Origin of the sequence: Nostoc favosum CHAB5714, from assembly GCF_020829495.1 — a bacterium.
In the GTDB taxonomy this organism is placed as follows: domain Bacteria; phylum Cyanobacteriota; class Cyanobacteriia; order Cyanobacteriales; family Nostocaceae; genus Nostoc; species Nostoc favosum.
The window spans coordinates 129,199-144,206 of the sequence record NZ_JAIVFQ010000006.1; the positions used below are offsets into that span (position 1 = coordinate 129,199).

Consider the following 15,008-nt stretch of genomic DNA (forward strand, 5'->3'; position numbering starts at 1 on the left):
CTTGTCAATGCGTAAGTCCTAATTTATAAAAAACAAAAAAATATGTATTCATCAAGTAGGCGCAATAAATACGGTGCAAAGCCTTTTTGCCTCCAGTCCTTCTTAAATCCTCTAAATTTATTTATCGGAAATTAAAGGGTTTAAGACCCCAACCATTACACGTAGCGCAGTTTCAGTTGGGGTTTAAATCCCCATCTGAAAATGTCTAAAATGCTTGAATTTTGAATGCGTGAATTTTGAATTGTTAAGAGGATTCCTCTTGCCTCCTGCCTCCTGCCTTCTGCTTCCTTGGACTATGGACTCAGCACTAGTTGCCATTCTCTGGTTTGGGAATTCCATTTAGGTAATTGAGTTTCGCCGACAACATAGGGGCCCCAGTAACGACGGGAACCATCTTGTGCGAAAGCAACTAAAATATCTCCCTTCTCCAGCTTTAAATTATTCTGAGGTAGGGATAAAATCAGTCCCTTCTCACTACCTTCTTGGGGAGCAAAATCCCAATGTGCCGGTACATCATAGTTAGCCTGTTTAGTCCCAGAGCCTTTTGCGAGCGACTGTCGCGCCAATAAGGCCAACCGTACAGGCTGATTTGTTTGATTGCTCATTCGCAAAGTTCCTTGATTGTTGCCTTTGCTTGCTGATTTATCACGCTCTGCCAAGACAGGATAAGTATTCTCTCTAATACTATGTTCTACTTCATTGGTTGGGGTATTTACTGGAGTAGATAGACTAGCAGAAATACCTTTTTGAGGTAAAACAGAAGTTGTCTCCCACTGGGTAGTTTCAGTTGGCAGTTGTGAAGATGTATCTGGGTTTGTGGACTCAAAGGATACATTCACTCCAAAGTATCCCACCAGAGCAATAAGCAGTCCCAAGCAAGAAGCTGTAATACCGACGTTACGATATACTGAAGATTTCATATTGATAGTTATTAGAAATAAATATTTTGTCTAGGCTTGACCAAATAGTAGCCTATTATCACAAAAAGCAATCATAGAAAGTAGCCTAATATAGACTTTCCTCAAATTGGGGATACCAATGTATTATTATAAGTATCATTTTGATTAGAAAATATTTGGAGAAAATTATTTCTTTGATGTTTGATAAACTTGGGGTACAAACACCCATTGCTTTTTGTCTTGACACTAGACTTAGATAAAAACAAAAAAATTAGATACCGAGCCAGCCAATTCATTTGAATAAAAAATAAAAGTTTCCTGAAACCGCTAACGGACTCAACAAGGCGTCTTTTGCCAAACTTAGATAAATCTAACTGGTATATTTTATCTCTCACTATCCAGAAGCCACCTTAAGAGAATGTTTGGAAAGTCTTTGGATATCGTCAATCCCCGCCAGTTTGCACAATTGGAAGGCAGCACGGTGAGTCCAGGTAAAGGAGGCGAGTTTCCTAAGGTAGGGAACTGGCTTTTCCGTTGGCTCTTGGGTAACTACCTCAAGCGAGTGTTTACCCTCAAAAAAGGGAACTTTGAGTCATTTTCCCCCTTTTTAAGGCTAGCTTGGGGCATCAAACTAAATATTTATATCCAAATATCCTCTAAGAAACTGTACTTCCCTGAAGATGATAAAATTGGCAAAATTTGAATAAACACTGGAATCCCAGTAAGTATCTACAATATTAACAAACAAGCTGATGCTAAAACCAATATCCTCTTTAATATAAGAGATATTTCAAGATATCTTGACTTTTCCCCAGAAGCCCTTGTAATGCAAAACACTCGTCTCAATAACTTATTCGATGCCATTGGTACACGCTTGGGGCAATGGTTTTTAAATCCTTGGCGGCGACTATCGTTGCAAATCATTAGTTTTTTGTTTGGTTTTTTTCTGGGAAACGCAGTTTCCACTACAGCCGGTCAAGAGGGTGTGTTGGATATTGTGGTAGCTGCTTTTTTAGTACTGTTGACGGAAGTTACCAGTAGGATATTTTATAGTCCCAGGTTTTTGTCAAGGCGATCGCTCTTGGTAGACTCACTAAATCTCCTGAAAGTGGGTTTCATCTACAGCCTGTTTCTCGAAGCCTTTAAGCTGGGATCGTAGGATGGGAGATGAGGGAGATGAGGAAGATGGAGAAGCAGGAAGCAAGAGAAGCGGCGTTAGCAGATGGGTTGAGGGCAAAAGCTTTTGGAATCACGCCGGAAAATGTCGATGAGGTGATAGAAAAGCGATCGCATTTACTAAAATCTGTTCTCCCAGCTTTTAGTCAATTATGCCAAACTACTTTTCAAATCGAACCCAAGGAAATGTTACAAGTATTGTGGGACTTGTGGCTGCCTTTGGGAATCAAACTAGCATCGCAGCGCCAACAGTTAGAACGTCCTCTGATTCAAGGAATATTGGGAGGACAAGGCACTGGTAAAACCACAATGTCTAAAGTTCTCAGCTTGATTCTCGATCATTTGGGATATCGGACTGTGAGTTTGTCTTTAGATGACTTGTATAAAACTTACAGCGATCGCTTACTTTTAACCCAGCAAGATCCCCGTTTAATTTGGCGCGGCCCACCAGGAACCCACGATGTAGATTTAGGCTTAAATGTACTAGATCAAATCCGCCAGTTGCAAAATCCTGTGATGGTTCCCCGCTTTGATAAATCTGCTTTTGGAGGTGCTGGCGATCGCACTACTTCCGAAATGGTGACAAATGTAGATATTGTACTATTTGAAGGTTGGTTTGTAGGTGTGCGACCAATCAGCGCAAATATATTTGATACTGCACCGCCGCCAATTGTCACAGATGAAGATAAAGCATTTGCCCATGATATGAATCGTCGCCTCCACGATTATTTACCATTGTGGGAGAGATTAGACAGCTTAATTGTGCTATACCCAACTGATTATCGCTGTTCTTTGGAGTGGCGCAAACAGGCGGAACAGCAGATGATTGCTGCGGGTAAGTCGGGAATGAGCAATGCAGAGATAGAGCAATTTGTCAATTATTTTTGGCGATCGCTTCACCCGGAATTATTCATCAAGCCGTTGGTAAAAGATGCAACAGCAGTTGATATGGTGATTGAGATTCATGCTGATCATAGCTTTGGTGAAGTGTATTGCGGATTAATTCGTAATTCGTAATTCTTAACTTCTTAGGACTTACGCACGAGTTACGGAATAACGAACCGCAGAGGCGCAGAGAAGCCAGTGCGCCCTTGCGGTTAAGAGACTTGTTCGCGCAGCGTCTCCCCTTGGGAGAAGCAACTGGCGCGACACGGAGAAATCAGAGTTTGAGAGAGTTTTTGCGTAAGTCCTACTTCTAACTCTTAACTCTTAACTCCTAACTCCTAACAAAGTCTGGGGGTTTAACTCCCCCGCTTCGTCATCGGCAAGTTTCGCGGCTCTTGTCTTTATCCCCGTTGCAAAACTTAATTACGAATTACGAATTACGAATTACGAATTATTTTAACGGCTATGGTTTTGACGCAGATTTAGAAGCGTTACTAATTTCTTCTGCTCCCCTAGGGCAATGCCGAGATTAATGTAAGCAAAAGCATATTTGGCATCTAGTTGAATTGCTTTTTGATATGCTGCGATCGCAGCATCTAATTTCTTTTGGTTACTCAGCACATTGCCTAGACCGTTGTAAGCAGTAGCCGAGTTAGGCTTGAGTTGCAAGGCTTTTCGGTGAGATGCTAATGCCTCCTCTTGTTTACCTTGAGCATTTAGCACGTTCCCTATACCAACGTAAGCTTCTGCATCATTAGGGTTGAGTTGTAATGCTTTTTGGTGCGCTGCTAATGCTTCATCTATTTTCCCCTGTCGTCGCAAAGCATTCCCCAAATTGTTATAAGCTTTGCCATTATTGGGTTCAATTTGTAAAACTTGACGCCAAATTGTCTCCGCTTGGGAGTTGTTACCCACTGTTTCGGCAGCTTCGCCTTGTTGAAATAGCTGTTCGACACTGTTTTGAGCAACTACAAACTGGGGTGTTGTAGCCAGAGATAGAGTTAAAAATAAAGTAGTAAATATACGGTTGTGCATAATCATGCTAATAAGTTCTCAGATTTTATCAGGACTCACGGAAAAATCGTCAAAAACCGGATGAATCTTTAATACATAATTGTGAGCGAGTGTTTGATACTCGCGGACGAGTCTTTAATACTCGTGAACGCGGTTTGCAGTTGAGTTCAATATAGACCTAACCCGCAGTCCTTTCGCTTGTAGGGCTTGTCATTACCCAGATTTTTTGTAACAGTCAAAGTATTGCGCTGACCCATATCCCGCCCAGAACTTAAGTTCTGGGCTAATAGCTCAAGTCCACTCAAGTGGACTAAAATTTTTGTTGAGTCCTCTTGAGAGGACTTAAGCTATTAGCCTTGGAATTCTATTCCAAGGCGGGATAGCAACGAAGTAAGAGATTAAAAAAATGTTGGTAATCACAAACCCTACTAGCGTTGGGGAGTAAGGCTCAAAGCCTCTCTCTTTGTAGGAGACAGGAATGGAAGTGAGGTCAAAGTCTATTACATACAAAAGCGATCGCTTAAATAATTCTTACCATGCGATATACTTTTTCTTAAAGCTGACAAATTGTTTTTAAAACTTGTAGCAACTGACTTGAACGCTCTCTTTCCATTAAATTTAATTCTGGCAACAGGTAATAAATCGGGGGATTTCCTTGTTCGATATAGACAAACTGATAACTTCTACCATTAGTCGTTAATCCCCAAACTGATTTTTGATTATCTAAATTTTTATAAGAGTATGTGAGTAGCTGAGGTAAACCTGTTGATATATCAATCTGACTATTTTTAGATTCAATTAACAGTACCCAAAAATATGTTTTAGGTTTTGTCTGTTTAGCTTTACTAATAGCTAAAATATCAAATCTTCCTTTAATTCTAATATCTTCATCTTCAACTTCAATATCAGCAATATTCTCCTCTAAAAGAATCTCGATAGGATAGCGATAAAAACCAGCTAATCTTAGCAAAGGGGCAACTGCAAGAAACTTTACCTGACCTTCAGAAACTTTACCTGCTGTAAGATAGCGTCGAAAGTCATTTCTAATTTGCAGAAGTTCCTGCTGTTCTGCTTCCGTGAGAGGTTCCAGAGATAAGTAGTTAGAAAATGAATCACTGTATTGTTCTTGAAAGTCAAACAGACGCTGAACTTCTTCTAAGGATAAATTACGAGCGTTGAGAATTGTCATATATTTTTGCTTGATTATTGATCTAGTGATTGAGATTCATGCTAATCATAGCTTTGGTGAAGTGTAGTGCGATCGCACTTAAGAACGTGGATTTAAATTTTTGCAGTTTATCTTATTATCAACGTTTATTAGGCAAGCCTTCTTTTAACTTCTTCAGCCAAATCTACTAGTAGCACTTCTACTTGCTCACCTGTTTTCAAATCTTTCAGCGAGGACTTTTGCGCTGCTGCTTCCTCGGAACCAATAATTACACAAAATTGAATTCCTTGTTTATCGGCTAGCTGAAATTGTTTACCCAAGGGACGCTTATCAAAGTTAGTGATGACATTAATTCCAGCCTGACGCAGATGTTGCGAAACTTTTAAATAAGTTGGCATTAAATCTTCTTGCATATTCACTACCATCACCTGGGCTGGTGTAGCAGCTAAGGTACTAAGAATACCAGCTTTTAACAAGCGACTAATTAAGCGAGTTAATCCTATAGAAATACCTACACCAGGCATTTTCTCACCCAAGAATACCCCAACTAATTCTTCATATCTCCCGCCAGAACAGATACTACCTAAGGCTTCATGTCCTAATAAGGTTGTTTCGTAAACTGTACCAGTATAGTAATCAAGTCCACGGGCAATGGATAAATCAATACAGAAACGATTTTCGGCAACTCCGAGATTACGCACGCCTGCAATTACCGTTTCTAATTCGCTAACTCCCAGGCTTAATTGCTCGGTTTCTGATAAGTTTTGGGCGAGATACTTAAGTTTATCTAATACTTCATCAACGGAACCATCTATTTTAATAAAATCAATAATTTTTTGAGTCTGTTCTCCTGAAACTCCCTCTTTTTCTAACTCTTGTTTTACTTTATTCTCACCAATTTTCTCTAAATTATCAACAATACAAATACACGATTTAATTTTATCTTCAGTAATTCCTACTGACTTAAAAAACCCTGTAAGAACTTTCCGATTATTGATGCGAATCAAAAAATCACCAATATTTATTGCTTCAAATATCTCAGTGATAATTGCAGGCATCTGAGCATCATAGAGCAAGCTGAGTTCACGACGAGCAACTACATCAATATCGCACTGGCGAAACTGACGAAAACGCCCATCTTTCGCCCGTTCACCCCGAAAAACTACATCCATTTGGTAGCGGGCAAAGGGAAAGGTTAATTCATTTAGGTGACGGGCAATATAAGCCGCTAAAGGAACTGTTTGATCAAATTTTAAAGCTCTTGCTTCCGAACCAGTTTCACCCGATTTATCTCTCTCGGCTTGCCGATTTGGTGGCAGGATGGGGTCAATGCCATAGATGATATTGTCGCCTTGATTTCCTTTAGCTTGCAGCACTTCTAAACGTTCTACAGCAGGTGTTTCGATGGGCGTAAATCCATAGCTTTCAAAAACTCTACGGATGATATCTAGCAAATATAATTCTAGACGCTTTTCGCTAGGCAGAAATTCTGGGAAACCACTAGGAGTAGAAAAGTTTATTTTGTCACCTTTTGCCATGCGTGTACCTTACTAAGTTGAAATTTGAGATGAAAGCTTAACTACTGGAAGCCGTGGCTACACAAACTTTCGTCCGCCTGCGCGGACTGGAGAATAATGAATGATTATCTCTGAGCGAATAAATTACTATCTTACCCGTTCTTCTTGAATTAAGGTGCGTTGAAAGATTTGATTGTTCTTAAACCAATGCCAAGTGCGGGCACGGTTGTTATTGTCAGGACTAATGTAGATCATTTCGTATAAGCTCATTTCTGGGTTTGTTTTATAACTAAACCACAAAATAACAATCGAATCATCGGCTTCCCAGGCTTTTCCGTCTATGCGATCGGTGTCAAACCAAAGTTTATTATCTTTATAGATTCCTGGAAATTCATATTCTTCTCGTTTCCCATCAGACCATTTGTAGCGATTAATCTGGTAGTAGGGATGAGGGCCATTTTCTGGAAATTGACAAGTTAAGTGAGACTCATACTTGTCGAGGATTTTTCCGGTTGTATCAATTACTGTATAAGTTCCTACCCAATCTCCTTCATGACGGACAAGCACGGGCATTCCTTCTCGAATATTTGACATTGCAATTCACCTTTTATTGTTCTAACATCTGGAAAAATCGAGTAAAGTAATCGGGAAAAGTTTTCGCTGTACAACCAGGGTCTTTTATTACAATGCCTGGAACCTTTAAGCCAGTGACAGCAAATGCCAGTCTTCACTAAATAAGGCATTTTCTAAAATCGAGTCACCTGGCGCTAAGGCCGCGACGAGTAATGCCCGATTGGTAATACTTTTAGAAACAGGAATCTCTACCGTGGCATCTACTGGGCGATTCAGAACAGGGATTGCAATGGTATCCATTTTAAATCTCTGTGCAGATAGTCAGCTACAACTTAATTATGTTCGCATATTATGAGTGGGGACTGGGAAGGTTGTCAAAGACGGCTTTAATGATTGCTGACCTAACTTGACGCGAAGCATAACGAATTCCGTTTGTAGCACTTGCCCGTTGCGATCGCGGAAGACGACTATCCAAACTGATGTATCAATCAGCAGCATGACGAGTCTCGCGCAGAGCTTTGTGGTCAAAGTCTGGGGCAAACTGAATTTGTCCAGCGAGGTCGAAAAGGTTTTTTTTGCGGCGCGATGCTTCAGAGGAGCCACTTCGTGAACGCACAAGTTCTTGCAGAGCAAAATTCACTAGTTCTTCTTGAGTAGTGAAGTTGGTGAGTTGTAAGGCTTCGTTAAGGAGAGATTCATCAAGGTTAAGGGTAATTTGCATAAATATGAGTTGAGATAAACACAATATTCTGCTCACATTTTAATCCGATTCTGTAATGATGCTCTGAATGTCATTTGCGGCAATATCGACTTGTTCAGATTTTGCATAAATAGTCAGCAAAATAATTCCCGTTGCTGTCTTGACATAGTAAATCAGACGATAGCCACCGCTTTTACCTTTTTGAGTGTCGCTATTTCGGACTCTTAACTTGAAGACCGCATAACCAACACCAGGTATTTGATCTCCTGGCAACTCTCCCTGTTCAAGTTGTTCGATGACGGGTTGTATATCATTCCGAATACTGCGATACTTCTTGGCAAGAGCGCGTAGATTTCGGTTGAATGTTGGCGAAGCTTCAACTTGAATGAAAGGCTGTTCAGTCATTTTCAAGCCCTTCCCAAAGTTGAGCCACCGGGATAGTTTGCCCAGTCATGGCTTCGTGCCAAGCTTGCCGGAAATCTGCTAAGACTTCTGCTTGAGATTGATCGTTCAGAACTTCCTCTTCTGGAATTAGAATAATAACTTCTACGCGGCTGTTTTTATCTGTTATGAGAGGATGATCTAAAGTTAGTTGTCCTTGCTCATTAATCGTTGCCATGACTTTAACTGCTTTCATTGCTAATCCAAGATATTAAGTAGTAGTGGTTAGGTTAATTTCCAACCAATAAGGCTATTGAGGTAAATTGACAGATAAACCGGGTCAAGTAAATCAGTTCTAAGAATAGTGACGTGGTTATCTGGCAAAGTTTCTTGTTCGTAGAGATAAGGCGCACAGCGTCCAATTGTGCCAATACCTGTACCGTTGATTAGAACATCATCAGTTTGAATTGTAAGCGGATTATTGGTTTCTTGTAGATAAGCATAGCGATTGTCTGTCAGGATTACTTCACCTTCTCGAACGTGCTTGGAGTTAACAACAAGTAAACCCAACTCATGCTCGTCTTCGTTCTCGATATATTGAGGTTGTTTTCCTCGTTGATTGAGGGTGAGTAAATCACCGAGGGGCGTTAGTTCAACTTTCTCTTCAAGTCGTTCAATGAGTTGATCAAATTTTGGCTGGTAATACTCCTTCCCTGCGTTCGCGCAGCGTCTCGTTGGCGAAGCCTCTCGTAGAGAAGAGAGGGAAGGGGAGTGAGCATGAAAGCCTTTCTCTTTTTAGGAGCTACGGTGTACACACAAGTGTTCTAGAGTTGCCCCACAGCGTTTAGATCCCCCCAACCCCCTTAAAAAGGGGGGCAAAAGCCCTTCAAAGTCCCCCTTTTTAAGGGGGATTTAGGGGGATCTTCGACGATTTTGTTTTTCTACCAAGATGTGTGTACACCGTAGCCTTTTAGGAGAAAGGTCATTTCAACGAATGGACTCGTGTTTTCAACGAATGGACTTGTGTTCTGAACGAATGGACTCGTGTTCTGAACGAATGGACTCGTGTTCTGAACGAATGGACTCGTGTTCTGAACGAATGGACTCGTGTTCTGAACGAATGGACTCGTGTTCTGAACGAATGGACTTGTGTTCTGAACGAATGGACTTGTGTTCTGAACGAATGGACTTGTGTTCTGAACGAATGGACTTGTGTTCTGAACCAAAACTATGAAAATTCTTCCAGGTGCTTTGGTTATCGTAGACGAAACTGTGGCAGAAGCGATCGCCTCTGGTAAAACAAATATTTTGAACAGAATGAGAATGCGATGCCAACTCTTGGAGACGCTTTGCGAACGGCGGCAAGCTACGCCATTGGTTACGGTAATGAGTTGCATAGTGATGATGGCATTGCTCATTCCCCATTCTCAAACCACCAAGGGTCATTAGTAGCGTTAGTTTTAATCAAAATAGCTTTTTTTCGCATGAACCGTTTCAGCGCTGCTGCACCCATGCGTGACCCTCCCAAACCGGAGAATTTGAAGGCGTTTTTCTCTCCCTCGTGCATGATAGCGGTGAGTGCAGCATCGTTGATACTAATAGCACCTGCATCTATCTGTTGGGCAATTTCTAAGGCTTCGGCTTCCGAGGCAAAGACAGCAGCACTCAATCCATAAATTGAGTCGTTCGCTAAAGACACTGCTTCCTCTACTGTGGAAAAAGGCATGATTGGCATAATGGGGCCGAATGTCTCTTCGGTCATGACTTTCATGGAATGATTAACCTGGGTGAGAACTGTCGGACGACACCACCAACCCCCACCTAAGTCTTCAATGACACCGCCGCAGTGAATTACTGCTCCCTTTTCCACTGCATCTAGGAGATGGTCGCTAATAATTGCTGCTTGTCTTTCGGCGATGATGGGGCCAATTTCTCCACTTTCGACTGTGGGGTAGGCTAGCCCAAGGCGATGGGCTTTGGCTACTAGTTGATGGTAAAACTTGTCAAATATTGATTCAGCAACATAAATTCGCTCAATTGATAAGCACGACTGTCCGGTGTTGACGACGGAACCCCACAAGATTGCTGAGGTTGCTAATTCTAAATTGGCTGATTCTAAAACGATCGCAGGGTCTTTTCCTCCTAATTCCAAAAAAGCCGGTATAAACCGTTTAGCAGCCGCTTCTGCTACTTTTCGCCCTGTTGCAACACTGCCTGTAAAGCATACCAAATCTACATTCTCAATCAAAGCAGATCCAGTTTCGCCTGCTCCTTCAACAAAAGTTAATACGTCGCGCAATTCAGGAACGGCGCTGATTGCTATTTTCAGTGGTGCTACGAAGCGGGGAGCAATTTCACTGGGTTTAACAATGACAGCACAACCCGCCAGTAATGCCGGAATGGTATCAATGGTAGACAGCAACAGGGGAAAATTCCACGGGCTAATTATCCCAACTAGGGGGTAAGGAACGGATGTTTGTTGCAGTGCGATAAAGGGAATTGCTGTGTTTTTTGCAGAGTCTTGCAGCAAGTCCGGCGCTAACTTACACCAGCGATCGATGCTAGAGAGGAAGGAGTCTATTTCTAATACTGAGGTCGATAATCTTCCTGTATCATTTACCAAAGCCTCCGTTAAGCGATCGCGTCCTGATAATATCGCTTTTTTCCACTGCTGTAAGGCTTCAATTCTCCCCTCTAAACCCAGTTGCTGCCAGCGAACTTGCGCTCTGCGGGTGCGCTTACATTGCTGTGCCAGCAGCCTTGGGGGCGGCGGGATAATTACGTAGTCAAATTTGCCAGTTCGAGGATTGCGGACTTCTATTGGTTTTGTCATTTGTCATTGGTCATTGGTCATTAGTCATTTGTCAATAATTAATAGTTATTCTTCCCCTGCTCCCCCTGCTCCCCCTGCTCCCCCTACTCCCCATGCCCAATGCCCCATTCCCTGATTCAAATTATCCCCAGTTTGGCTAAGCGCTCAATGGTGGCTTGCTGCGTTTGGAGGAAGTGTTTGCGGTCTACTTCTCCCTCCAGCATAGTATTAGCTGGGTAAAAGTGTGATTGGCGATAACTTTCGGCGTATAGTTCAAATCGTTGGCGTGAAAGTAAATTATTTAACCCCGGTCGGCGGCGATCGCGCCGTAATGCTCCTAAATCAATCTCTGCAAATGCTGCCATGCTCTCACCTGCACCTGTTTCTGCTAATACTATTCCACGATGGTCAATGATTTTAGAACCACCATCAGCCGAAGCAATGGGGATAGCAATATTAGCGATACCTGCGGTATTAGCTGAAACTACATAAGCCATATTTTCGACGGCGCGAGTGATTTTTGCCGCATCTTTGGGTGTGAGGTTTTTGTTATATACTTCCGAGGTGGAATGGACAAAAATCTCCGCCCCTCGCATCGCCAGACACCGCGCCACTTCTGGATACAAAATTTCTTCTGATGCTAAAGCTGCCAAATTACCGATCTCCGTTTTGGCTACGGGGAAAACTCCCTCTAAACCATAGCAGTCAAGATATTTATCCCAAACATCATGGGGTGTGGGAGCAAATAAGGAATTTAGCCGCCGATATCGTAAGACAATTGAGCCAGAGGGGTCAAGAATAAAGCAGGTTTGGAAGTACAATCCGGGAAAATTGGGGTCAACTTCGTAGGCGTTACCAGCCAAAAAGATTTTATGCTTTTGGGCAATTTTACCCAGTGCTTCATACTCAGCACCAGCCATTTCTATACAAGCTTTTTCTGCCCATCCTAAGAGAGAATCTCCCATTGGGAAACCAGTCAGGAAATATTCTGGCAGTACAATTAAACGACAATCGAAGCCGATGAAAGCGATACTGGCAGCAATTTGTTGAGCTAGGCGGTTGATGGAGTTTTGCATGAGCGATGCCTTCGGCGGGCTACGCCTACGCGCTTCGTGGCGATCATTTGTTTGGTTGACTGCATGACAGGTAACTTGCAGTGCTAAAGCGCGGTAGGATTCTGGATTAATGGGCATGGGGCATGGGACTAAGGACAAATGACCAATGACAAATGACTAATGACTAATTTGATCGCCACCCCAGAGCGATCGCACAATTTTATCTGCCAACTCAGATCCAAGTATCTGTGCGACAAATTTATTACCTGGATCACGTTCAGCGCTGGTACGGCGTAGCGCCAAATCACGAGATGCTAAAGCGGTGCGTGCATCTTCTGGCACAGGTTCAGCTGCATCTATCCAAGTTAGCCAGCGATCGAGTGTTTCGTGTGCAAGTGTGCGAGTTAGTTCGAGGGTATCAAAAGTAGGTGCGCCTGTGTAGCACAATTTAACAGGCGATTGAAATAATCGAAGATACAGACTTTTGCTGGTAAATACCTTGAGGCGCGAATCTTCCTGTAACTTTAAGAATGTTTGATTAACTGGCTCATAGTAGCGATCGAGATATGCCAAATCGGTTAAAAGCTCAGTTCGGGCAATGTAATCTATATAAAATAAGATATTTCCATTTGGAAGTGTGCCAAACTCAAAGGCCAAATGAGGAACTTGAATATGCGACTTCAACCAAGTGGTGAGACGCATAGTACTAAAGTTTGATTTTTCAGGGTTTCGTAGCCACGAATGCACTAGCCAGTCAATTTCTTTCCCGGAAAAAGCGGTGAGCGAACCCTTCATATTGCCATCGAGACTGCTGTATTGCTGTAAATTTTCTACAGAAGGGTCTGGATGTAATTCAAAACGAGCGTCTATTTTCTGACGGAGTTCGTTTGTCAAACCCCACAATTGTTCAGATAAGTCTGTACTGTCTACATTAGGTTGCTGCTCAAACACTGTTTGTATGTACCCTTTTTAGATAATGAATACAAACAAAGCATAATGTCAAAACAAAACAAAACACAAGCATCTAGCTTCTGTCCAGACGGATGTATTCTGACTTCTGAATTCTGAATTCTTCTTCAATTATTGTTTGCTTTTCCTGTCTTTGGATAAACTTAGTTTAAATAAATAACTCTAGGTAGAAGAGAGAATGTCAAATTTCCCCGATCGCACAGAGTCAAACACTGATAAAGTTTTACTCATCGGAGTTACTGGCGGCACAGGTGGAAATGTCGTTAAGGGATTTCTCGAACAAGGAGTTACAAAGATGCGAGTCATCACTAGAGAGATTGACCTTAATCGTCCAACTCTTGCAAAACTCAACGATGCCGGAGTTGAACTGGTAAAAGCCAACCTCGACGATGAAATCTCCCTCATAGAAGCCTTTACAGGAATTTCGGCTGTTTACTGCCACGCTACTTCTGCGGACTCCGCTAAAATTGACCCCCTAGAGGTGGAGAGAGCAAGGCGAGTTGCACAAGTAGCTAAACAGACTGACATTAAGCACTTTGTCTACAATGGAGCAGGTGGGGCAGACAGGAATTCAGGAATCCCCCGCATTGAGCAAAAGTACCAAGTGGAGCAAATTCTCAAAGAAGCTGGCTTACCGACTACCATGTTGCGAGCTTGCTTGTTTATGGAGGAGTTTTGGAAGAAGTACACCCGACCTTCCATCCTCAAAGGTAGTTTCCCATTTTCCATTCAGCCATACAAGCCCCTTCATCTAATTACAACGAAGGACATGGGCCGCGTTGCTGCTTACGTAATTAAACATTCCACCAAGTATATTGGTCAAGAAATTGAGCTAGCTGGCGATGTGCTGACTCCTCTTGAGATGGCAGAGGCATTCTCCCAAGCGCAGGGGATGAAAGTTGTCTACAAAGAGACACCCGCCTGGATTTTCTTACTCTTGCTGCAAAAGGAATTGTTCGATTTGATTCAGTGGTATCGCAAGCAAGGTTATCAAGCCGATGTCCAGCGTTTACGAGAAGAGGAGTTTCCTGGAATTCTGACCACATTTAGGGAATTTTTGGCAGAAACCAACTGGGCAAATGCGGAACTCACCTACGAGAGTCTGTGATCGGATTAGTACATTGTGGCAATTTGCCTACCTTTAACGGCGTTGCAGAACAGTGGGATGAATTGAGGCAAGCTCTTGAGGCAGGGGGAGCAGGGGCAATACGGTTCAGTTAAGCAAATTTATCTGTTAAGGCAGGCAGGGGGAGCAGGGGAGGCAGAGGAAGCAGGGGGAGAAAAAAAGCTTAACTGAACTGTATTGGGAGCAGGGGAAGAATAACTATTAATTATTTGACCAATACTTCGGCTTACCTCGGCTTACTTCGACTAGCGAGCGTACAAGTCGCTCGGCACAAGTGCGAGAGTACAAGTGACCAATGACCAATGACTAATGACTAATGACTAATTCGATCGCCACCCCAGAGTGATCGTACAAGTTTATCTGTCAATTCAGTCCCAAGCATCTGTGCGGCAAATTTATTACCTGGATCACGTTCAGCACTGGTACGGCGTATCAACAAATCACGAGCCGCTAAAGCCTCCCGTGCATCTTCTGGCACAGGTTCAGCTGCATCTACCCAGGTTAGCCAGCGATCGAGGGTTTCATGTGCAAGTGTGCGAGTCAGTTCAAGGGTATCAAAAGTTGGTGCGCCGGGAATGGCATAATGGGCGGGTACATCTAATGGTAAACCATTGCGATCGCTAAATTGCATTGCCAACTGATTTTGGGCAATGTCTGCGGTATGAATGGGTGCAAAATAAGGCAGCAAGCGTACCACCAGGCAGATTAGCAGCCCAGCTAGGATAATTTTACT

At 42.7% G+C, this 15,008-nt stretch carries 19 protein-coding genes and 1 pseudogene; 4 read left to right on the forward strand and 16 right to left on the reverse strand.

Features of this window, described 5'->3' with window-relative positions; genetic code table 11:
- Positions 1-293: 293 nt before the first annotated feature.
- The gene (locus LC586_RS06920; RefSeq protein WP_229483853.1) at positions 294-920 is read right to left on the reverse strand and encodes a hypothetical protein; all 627 of its coding nucleotides are present in this window, start codon (positions 918-920) and stop codon (positions 294-296) included.
- 397 nt (positions 921-1,317) lie between these two features.
- On the opposite strand from LC586_RS06920, the gene LC586_RS06925 reads away from it, so the two are divergent.
- From LC586_RS06925 to LC586_RS06935, 3 genes are all read left to right on the forward strand, one after another.
- Positions 1,318-1,602: a hypothetical protein gene (locus LC586_RS06925; RefSeq protein ID WP_229483854.1), complete on the forward strand. Its 285-nt coding sequence runs from the start codon at positions 1,318-1,320 to the stop codon at positions 1,600-1,602.
- A 123-nt stretch (positions 1,603-1,725) separates the two neighbouring features.
- The gene (locus LC586_RS06930; RefSeq protein WP_229483855.1) at positions 1,726-2,058 is read left to right on the forward strand and encodes a DUF565 domain-containing protein; all 333 of its coding nucleotides are present in this window, start codon (positions 1,726-1,728) and stop codon (positions 2,056-2,058) included.
- Positions 2,059-2,084: 26 nt separating this feature from the next.
- Complete coding sequence (locus LC586_RS06935) at positions 2,085-3,092, forward strand: glycerate kinase (RefSeq protein ID WP_438822874.1); 1,008 nt, start codon at positions 2,085-2,087, stop codon at positions 3,090-3,092.
- Positions 3,093-3,416: 324 nt separating this feature from the next.
- On the opposite strand, the gene LC586_RS06940 is transcribed toward LC586_RS06935, so the two are convergent.
- The 14 genes and pseudogenes from LC586_RS06940 to LC586_RS07005 form a co-directional block, all read right to left on the reverse strand.
- Positions 3,417-3,995 (reverse strand): tetratricopeptide repeat protein, encoded by a 579-nt coding sequence (locus LC586_RS06940; RefSeq protein ID WP_229483857.1) that lies wholly within the window; start codon positions 3,993-3,995, stop codon positions 3,417-3,419.
- 532 nt (positions 3,996-4,527) lie between these two features.
- Positions 4,528-5,163, reverse strand: a complete 636-nt coding sequence (locus tag LC586_RS06945) for a restriction endonuclease subunit R (RefSeq protein WP_229483858.1) — start codon at positions 5,161-5,163, stop codon at positions 4,528-4,530.
- 128 nt (positions 5,164-5,291) lie between these two features.
- Positions 5,292-6,680 (reverse strand): histidine--tRNA ligase, encoded by a 1,389-nt coding sequence (hisS, locus tag LC586_RS06950; protein ID WP_229483859.1) that lies wholly within the window; start codon positions 6,678-6,680, stop codon positions 5,292-5,294.
- A 126-nt stretch (positions 6,681-6,806) separates the two neighbouring features.
- Positions 6,807-7,253, reverse strand: a complete 447-nt coding sequence (locus LC586_RS06955; RefSeq protein ID WP_229483860.1) for a DUF3598 family protein — start codon at positions 7,251-7,253, stop codon at positions 6,807-6,809.
- A 129-nt stretch (positions 7,254-7,382) separates the two neighbouring features.
- Positions 7,383-7,532, reverse strand: a pseudogene (locus tag LC586_RS06960) (carboxyvinyltransferase); the annotation flags it as partial.
- A gap of 36 nt (positions 7,533-7,568) precedes the next feature.
- Entirely contained in the window at positions 7,569-7,730 is a 162-nt protein-coding gene (locus tag LC586_RS06965) for a hypothetical protein (RefSeq protein WP_229483862.1), read from the reverse strand.
- Positions 7,717-7,953, reverse strand: a complete 237-nt coding sequence (locus tag LC586_RS06970) for a type II toxin-antitoxin system VapB family antitoxin (protein ID WP_229483863.1) — start codon at positions 7,951-7,953, stop codon at positions 7,717-7,719. The genes LC586_RS06965 and LC586_RS06970 overlap by 14 nt, the downstream gene beginning before the upstream one ends.
- Positions 7,954-7,992: 39 nt before the next feature.
- On the reverse strand, positions 7,993-8,337 hold the full coding sequence (locus LC586_RS06975; protein ID WP_229483864.1) for a type II toxin-antitoxin system RelE family toxin: 345 nt from the start codon (positions 8,335-8,337) through the stop codon (positions 7,993-7,995).
- Positions 8,330-8,569 carry a type II toxin-antitoxin system RelN family antitoxin gene (locus LC586_RS06980; protein WP_193921614.1) on the reverse strand — a complete coding sequence of 80 codons (240 nt, stop codon included), beginning with the start codon at positions 8,567-8,569 and terminating at the stop codon, positions 8,330-8,332. Before LC586_RS06980 ends, LC586_RS06975 begins: the two co-directional genes overlap by 8 nt.
- 29 nt (positions 8,570-8,598) lie before the next feature.
- On the reverse strand, positions 8,599-8,883 hold the full coding sequence (locus LC586_RS06985) for a restriction endonuclease subunit S domain-containing protein (protein ID WP_229483865.1): 285 nt from the start codon (positions 8,881-8,883) through the stop codon (positions 8,599-8,601).
- Between the two features lie 438 nt (positions 8,884-9,321).
- A complete protein-coding gene (locus tag LC586_RS06990; protein WP_229483866.1) occupies positions 9,322-9,738 on the reverse strand; it encodes a hypothetical protein in 417 nt (138 codons plus the stop codon).
- Positions 9,728-11,146: an aldehyde dehydrogenase family protein gene (locus tag LC586_RS06995; protein WP_229483867.1), complete on the reverse strand. Its 1,419-nt coding sequence runs from the start codon at positions 11,144-11,146 to the stop codon at positions 9,728-9,730. The genes LC586_RS06990 and LC586_RS06995 overlap by 11 nt, the downstream gene beginning before the upstream one ends.
- Positions 11,147-11,262: 116 nt before the next feature.
- Positions 11,263-12,318 (reverse strand): nitrilase-related carbon-nitrogen hydrolase, encoded by a 1,056-nt coding sequence (locus LC586_RS07000; protein WP_229483868.1) that lies wholly within the window; start codon positions 12,316-12,318, stop codon positions 11,263-11,265.
- Between the two features lie 39 nt (positions 12,319-12,357).
- Positions 12,358-13,131: a red chlorophyll catabolite reductase gene (locus LC586_RS07005; RefSeq protein ID WP_229483869.1), complete on the reverse strand. Its 774-nt coding sequence runs from the start codon at positions 13,129-13,131 to the stop codon at positions 12,358-12,360.
- 196 nt (positions 13,132-13,327) lie between these two features.
- Between LC586_RS07005 and LC586_RS07010 the strand changes: the two genes are divergently transcribed.
- Entirely contained in the window at positions 13,328-14,257 is a 930-nt protein-coding gene (locus LC586_RS07010; RefSeq protein ID WP_229483870.1) for an NmrA family NAD(P)-binding protein, read from the forward strand.
- A 331-nt stretch (positions 14,258-14,588) separates the two neighbouring features.
- Here the strand turns inward: LC586_RS07010 and LC586_RS42530 are convergent, their stop codons facing one another.
- The gene (locus LC586_RS42530) at positions 14,589-14,972 is read right to left on the reverse strand and encodes a hypothetical protein (RefSeq protein ID WP_438822875.1); all 384 of its coding nucleotides are present in this window, start codon (positions 14,970-14,972) and stop codon (positions 14,589-14,591) included.
- Between the last annotated feature and the right edge of the window lie 36 nt (positions 14,973-15,008).

What these genes read in the sequence shown, in the direction of transcription:
- LC586_RS06930 (WP_229483855.1), top strand. Translation starts at nt 1,726, where the DNA reads ATGCAAAACACTCGTCTCAATAACTTATTCGATGCCATTGGTACACGC.
- LC586_RS06965 (WP_229483862.1), bottom strand. Translation starts at nt 7,730, where the DNA reads ATGCTGCTGATTGATACATCAGTTTGGATAGTCGTCTTCCGCGATCGC.
- LC586_RS06935 (WP_438822874.1), top strand. Translation starts at nt 2,085, where the DNA reads ATGGAGAAGCAGGAAGCAAGAGAAGCGGCGTTAGCAGATGGGTTGAGG.
- LC586_RS06970 (WP_229483863.1), bottom strand. Translation starts at nt 7,953, where the DNA reads ATGCAAATTACCCTTAACCTTGATGAATCTCTCCTTAACGAAGCCTTA.
- LC586_RS07000 (WP_229483868.1), bottom strand. Translation starts at nt 12,318, where the DNA reads ATGCCCATTAATCCAGAATCCTACCGCGCTTTAGCACTGCAAGTTACC.
- LC586_RS06945 (WP_229483858.1), bottom strand. Translation starts at nt 5,163, where the DNA reads ATGACAATTCTCAACGCTCGTAATTTATCCTTAGAAGAAGTTCAGCGT.
- LC586_RS06955 (WP_229483860.1), bottom strand. Translation starts at nt 7,253, where the DNA reads ATGTCAAATATTCGAGAAGGAATGCCCGTGCTTGTCCGTCATGAAGGA.
- LC586_RS07010 (WP_229483870.1), top strand. Translation starts at nt 13,328, where the DNA reads ATGTCAAATTTCCCCGATCGCACAGAGTCAAACACTGATAAAGTTTTA.
- LC586_RS06975 (WP_229483864.1), bottom strand. Translation starts at nt 8,337, where the DNA reads ATGACTGAACAGCCTTTCATTCAAGTTGAAGCTTCGCCAACATTCAAC.
- LC586_RS06990 (WP_229483866.1), bottom strand. Translation starts at nt 9,738, where the DNA reads ATGGGGAATGAGCAATGCCATCATCACTATGCAACTCATTACCGTAAC.
- LC586_RS06920 (WP_229483853.1), bottom strand. Translation starts at nt 920, where the DNA reads ATGAAATCTTCAGTATATCGTAACGTCGGTATTACAGCTTCTTGCTTG.
- LC586_RS06940 (WP_229483857.1), bottom strand. Translation starts at nt 3,995, where the DNA reads ATGCACAACCGTATATTTACTACTTTATTTTTAACTCTATCTCTGGCT.
- LC586_RS06995 (WP_229483867.1), bottom strand. Translation starts at nt 11,146, where the DNA reads ATGACAAAACCAATAGAAGTCCGCAATCCTCGAACTGGCAAATTTGAC.
- hisS (WP_229483859.1), bottom strand. Translation starts at nt 6,680, where the DNA reads ATGGCAAAAGGTGACAAAATAAACTTTTCTACTCCTAGTGGTTTCCCA.
- LC586_RS06925 (WP_229483854.1), top strand. Translation starts at nt 1,318, where the DNA reads ATGTTTGGAAAGTCTTTGGATATCGTCAATCCCCGCCAGTTTGCACAA.
- LC586_RS06980 (WP_193921614.1), bottom strand. Translation starts at nt 8,569, where the DNA reads ATGAAAGCAGTTAAAGTCATGGCAACGATTAATGAGCAAGGACAACTA.